The following is a 3,680-nucleotide window of genomic DNA, read 5'->3' on the forward strand; positions in this document are numbered from 1 at the left end:
GTTCAGCCCGCCCGCCGGGTCCGGCACGGCCCGGGCGCCGGCCGCGGCGACCTCCACCGCCACCCGGGGGTCGTCGGTGACCACCAGCACCTCGGCCACCGCCGGGCAGGCCCGCACCGCGCGGACCGTGTCGGCCGCCAGGGCGAGCGCCAGCTCCTCATGGGGTACGCCGGACAGCGCGCCCCGCAGGCGGCTCTTCGCCGCCCCGAGGCGCTTCACCGGCACCACCACGGTCCAGCTCGGCTCGGGCACGTGACCATCCTGCCAGTCGGTCCGGCGGTACCCTCACTGGCCGGACCCGGGGCGAGCAGGCATGATTTCGTCGCGGGACGTGGGCGCGTGGCCGGGGCACGAGGAGGGGACGCAGGTGGGGCGGCGGAAGGTGGGATTCTGGCCACGGTTAGCCGTGGTGCTGGTGAAGCCGGTGCTGACCGTCTGGACCCGGCGTACCTGGCGGGGCATGGAGCAGCTGGGCGGCGAGGGCGGCATCATCATCGTGCCCAACCACATCTCGCACGCCGACCCGCTGGTCGCCGCGCACTTCATCTACGACTCCGGGCGCTGGCCGCAGTTCCTCGGCAAGGCCAGCGTGTTCCGGGTGCCGGTGATCGGCGCGATCCTGTACCGGTGCCGGCAGATCCCGGTGGAGCGCGGCACCGTGGACGCGGTCAAGTCGCTGGACAAGCTGGTCGGAGCGCTGAACGAGGGCGGCGCGGTGGTGATCTACCCGGAGGGGACGATCACCCGGGAACCGGACCTCTGGCCGATGAAGGGCAAGACGGGTGCGGCCCGGCTGGCGCTGGCCACCGGCGCCCCGGTGATCCCGGTCGCGATGGTCGGCCCGGAGCGGATGTTCGACCCGAAGACCTCCCGGCTGCGGCTGCGCCCCCGGACCCCGGTGACCGTGGTCGCCGGGCCGCCGATCGACCTGAGCCGCTGGGCCGGCGCCACCCCGTCCCGGGCCGTCCTCGAGGAGATGACCGACACCATCATGCTGCGGATCCGTGACCTGGTCGCCGAGATCCGCGGCGGCACCCCACCGCCGCTCTGGGCGCGCCCGGCCCGCACCCGTGCCCCCGAGGTGAGCGAATGAGCGGCCACGTCGCCGTGCTCGGCGCCGGTTCCTGGGGAACCGCGTTCGCCAAGATCCTCGCCGACGCCGGCCGGGACGTGACCATCCTGGCCCGGCGGCGGGCGGTGGCCGAGGCGATCCGGACCACCGGCCGCAACCCCGACTACCTCTCGGACGTCCGCCTGCCAGACCGGGTCAGCGCGACCGGGGACGCCGAGGAGGCGATCGCCGGGGCCGAGGTGGTGGTGCTCTCCGTGCCCTCCCAGACGCTGCGTGGCAACCTCGCCGAGTGGACCCCGTACCTGGACCCGGACGCCACGCTGGTGTCGCTGATGAAGGGCATCGAGCTCGGCACCACCAAACGGATGAGCCAGGTGATCATGGAGACGGCCGGGGTGCCCGCCGACCGGGTGGTCGTCGTTTCCGGCCCCAACCTGGCCCCGGAGATCGCCGCCGAGCAGCCCGCCGCGACGGTGGTCGCCGGCACCGACAGCCGGCGCACCGCCCTGGTCCAGGCGTCGATCCGGACGCCGTACTTCCGCCCGTACACCAACGACGACGTGATCGGCTGCGAGCTGGGCGGGGCGGTCAAGAACGTGATCGCCCTGGCGTACGGGATCGCCACCGCGATGGGCTTCGGCGACAACACCCGGGCCATGCTGATGACCCGTGGCCTCGCCGAGACCGCCCGGCTGGGCGTGGCGCTCGGCGCCGACCCGATCACCTTCGCCGGGCTCGCCGGCATGGGTGACCTGGTCGCCTCCTGCTCCTCGCCGCTGGCCCGCAACCGCACCTTCGGCGAGCACCTGGGCCGGGGGGAGACCCTGGAGCAGGCGCAGGCCGCCACCCGGCAGACCGCCGAGGGCGTCAAGAGCTGCCTGTCCATCCGCGACCTGGCCCGGGCGAACGGCGTCGAGATGCCGATCACCGAGCAGATCGAGCGGATCTGCCACGAGGGGATGGACCCGCGGCTCGCCGTGGACGCCCTGATGAGCCGGACCGCCAAGCCCGAGTCGTACGAGTGAGGTGACGATGACCGAGTGGGGCGACGGCACCCGCAGCGTGCATGCCGGGCTCCCGGCGCCGGAGCCGGGACAGCCGTTCCTGCCCGGCCCGGTCTTCGCCGCGCCGTACCACCTCGACCCGTGGCAGGGCCCCGCGGCGACGCCGAACGGGTACGGCCGCCCGGACAACCCGACCCGGCGGCTGCTGGAGGCCGCCATCGGCGAGCTGGAGGGCGGGGACTGCCGGGTCTTCGCCAGCGGTCAGGCGGCCATCACCGGGCTGCTGCTGGCGCTGCTGCGACCGGGCGACACCGTGCTGCTCCCCGCCGACGGATACTTCCCGGTGCGCGCCTTCGCCACCGCCACCCTGGCGGGCATCGGGGTACGCGTCGACTTCGTACCGACCGCCGGGCCGTACCCGTCGTTCGAGGGGGTCCGGCTGGTGCTGCTGGAGACCCCGGCGAACCCGGGGCTGGACGTGGCCGACCTGCCGGCGCTCACCGCCGCGGCGCACGCCGCCGGGGCTCTCGTCGCGGTCGACAACACCACCGCCACCCCGCTCGGGCAGCGCCCGCTGGAGCTGGGCGCCGACGTGGTCGTCGCCTCCGGCACCAAGGCGCTCACCGGCCACTCCGACCTGCTGCTGGGGTACGTGGCGACCCGCTCGCCCGAACTGCTCGACCCGGTGGCCGCCTGGCGGACCACCACCGGCGGGGTGCCCGGGGCGTTCGACTGCTGGCTGGCCCACCGCTCGCTGGCGACCGTCGACCTGCGGCTGGGCCGGCAGACCGCCAACGCCGCGGCGCTCGCCCGGCTGCTCGCCGACCGCCCGGACGTGACCGGGCTGCGCTGGCCCGGCCTGCCGACCGACCCGGCGTACCCGGTCGCCTCGGCGCAGATGCGCCGGATGCCGGGGGTGCTCTCCTTCGACCTGGGCGACGCCGCCCGGGTGGCCCGCTTCCTCGACGCGTCCCGACTGGTCGCCGCCGCCACCTCGTTCGGCGGTCTGCACACCACCGCGGACCGGCGGGCCCAGTGGGGCGACGACACCACCCCGGGCTTCGTCCGCCTCTCCTGCGGCATCGAGGACAGCGCCGACCTGGTGGCCGACGTGGCCGCCGCGCTCGACGCCAGCACGGACTGACCGCGGCGGGAACCGGGGCGACCGGAGGGCGGCGGCTCCGCTAGGGTGACGGTCAGCAGCGGCCCGTACGGGCCCCGACCGGAGGAGGTGAGACCGATCCACCAGCAAAGGACCGGCGCTCCCTCCGAGTCCGCGTCGCCTCAGGGTTAGGCGACGCCGGGAGCGCCGACGAGCGTTCCCGAAAGGCATCCCATGGCACTGTTGCACGCCGACCGTTCCGCCCTCGTCCAGCGGCTGCGCGCCGCCGGTTGCGTCTACGCCGAGGACGAGGCGGACCTGCTGATCGCCGCCGCCGACTCCGCCGCGGCCCTCACCGACCTGGTCGACCGCCGGGTGGCCGGCCGGCCGCTGGAACACCTGCTCGGCTGGGCCGAGTTCTGCGGCCTCCGGGGGGGCGGGGCCCCGGGGGGGGGGGCTGGCTGGTCGCAGCCGGCGGGTTGCTGGAGGTTGAGCTCTTTCT

The 3,680-nt window shown here is 75.1% G+C and carries 3 protein-coding genes and 2 pseudogenes; 4 read left to right on the forward strand and 1 reads right to left on the reverse strand.

Translation table 11 applies throughout. From position 1 onward, the window contains the following. A pseudogene (locus tag ACWEVO_RS32360) lies at positions 1-252 on the reverse strand (2-phospho-L-lactate guanylyltransferase); the annotation flags it as partial. Positions 253-367: 115 nt separating this feature from the next. Here ACWEVO_RS32360 and ACWEVO_RS32365 point away from each other — a divergent pair. The 4 genes and pseudogenes from ACWEVO_RS32365 to ACWEVO_RS32380 all read left to right on the forward strand — a co-directional run. Continuing rightward, on the forward strand, positions 368-1,093 hold the full coding sequence (locus ACWEVO_RS32365) for a lysophospholipid acyltransferase family protein (protein WP_452311246.1): 726 nt from the start codon (positions 368-370) through the stop codon (positions 1,091-1,093). Next, positions 1,090-2,097 carry an NAD(P)H-dependent glycerol-3-phosphate dehydrogenase gene (locus ACWEVO_RS32370; RefSeq protein ID WP_452311244.1) on the forward strand — a complete coding sequence of 336 codons (1,008 nt, stop codon included), beginning with the start codon at positions 1,090-1,092 and terminating at the stop codon, positions 2,095-2,097. The genes ACWEVO_RS32365 and ACWEVO_RS32370 overlap by 4 nt, the downstream gene beginning before the upstream one ends. Positions 2,098-2,104: 7 nt before the next feature. Next, complete coding sequence (locus ACWEVO_RS32375; protein WP_452311245.1) at positions 2,105-3,220, forward strand: cystathionine gamma-lyase; 1,116 nt, start codon at positions 2,105-2,107, stop codon at positions 3,218-3,220. Between the two features lie 192 nt (positions 3,221-3,412). Continuing rightward, positions 3,413-3,680, forward strand: a pseudogene (locus tag ACWEVO_RS32380) (hypothetical protein); the annotation flags it as partial.

It is taken from the genome of Micromonospora sp. NPDC003776 (assembly GCF_053605645.1).

What these genes read in the sequence shown, in the direction of transcription:
- ACWEVO_RS32370 (WP_452311244.1), top strand. Translation starts at nt 1,090, where the DNA reads ATGAGCGGCCACGTCGCCGTGCTCGGCGCCGGTTCCTGGGGAACCGCG.
- ACWEVO_RS32375 (WP_452311245.1), top strand. Translation starts at nt 2,105, where the DNA reads ATGACCGAGTGGGGCGACGGCACCCGCAGCGTGCATGCCGGGCTCCCG.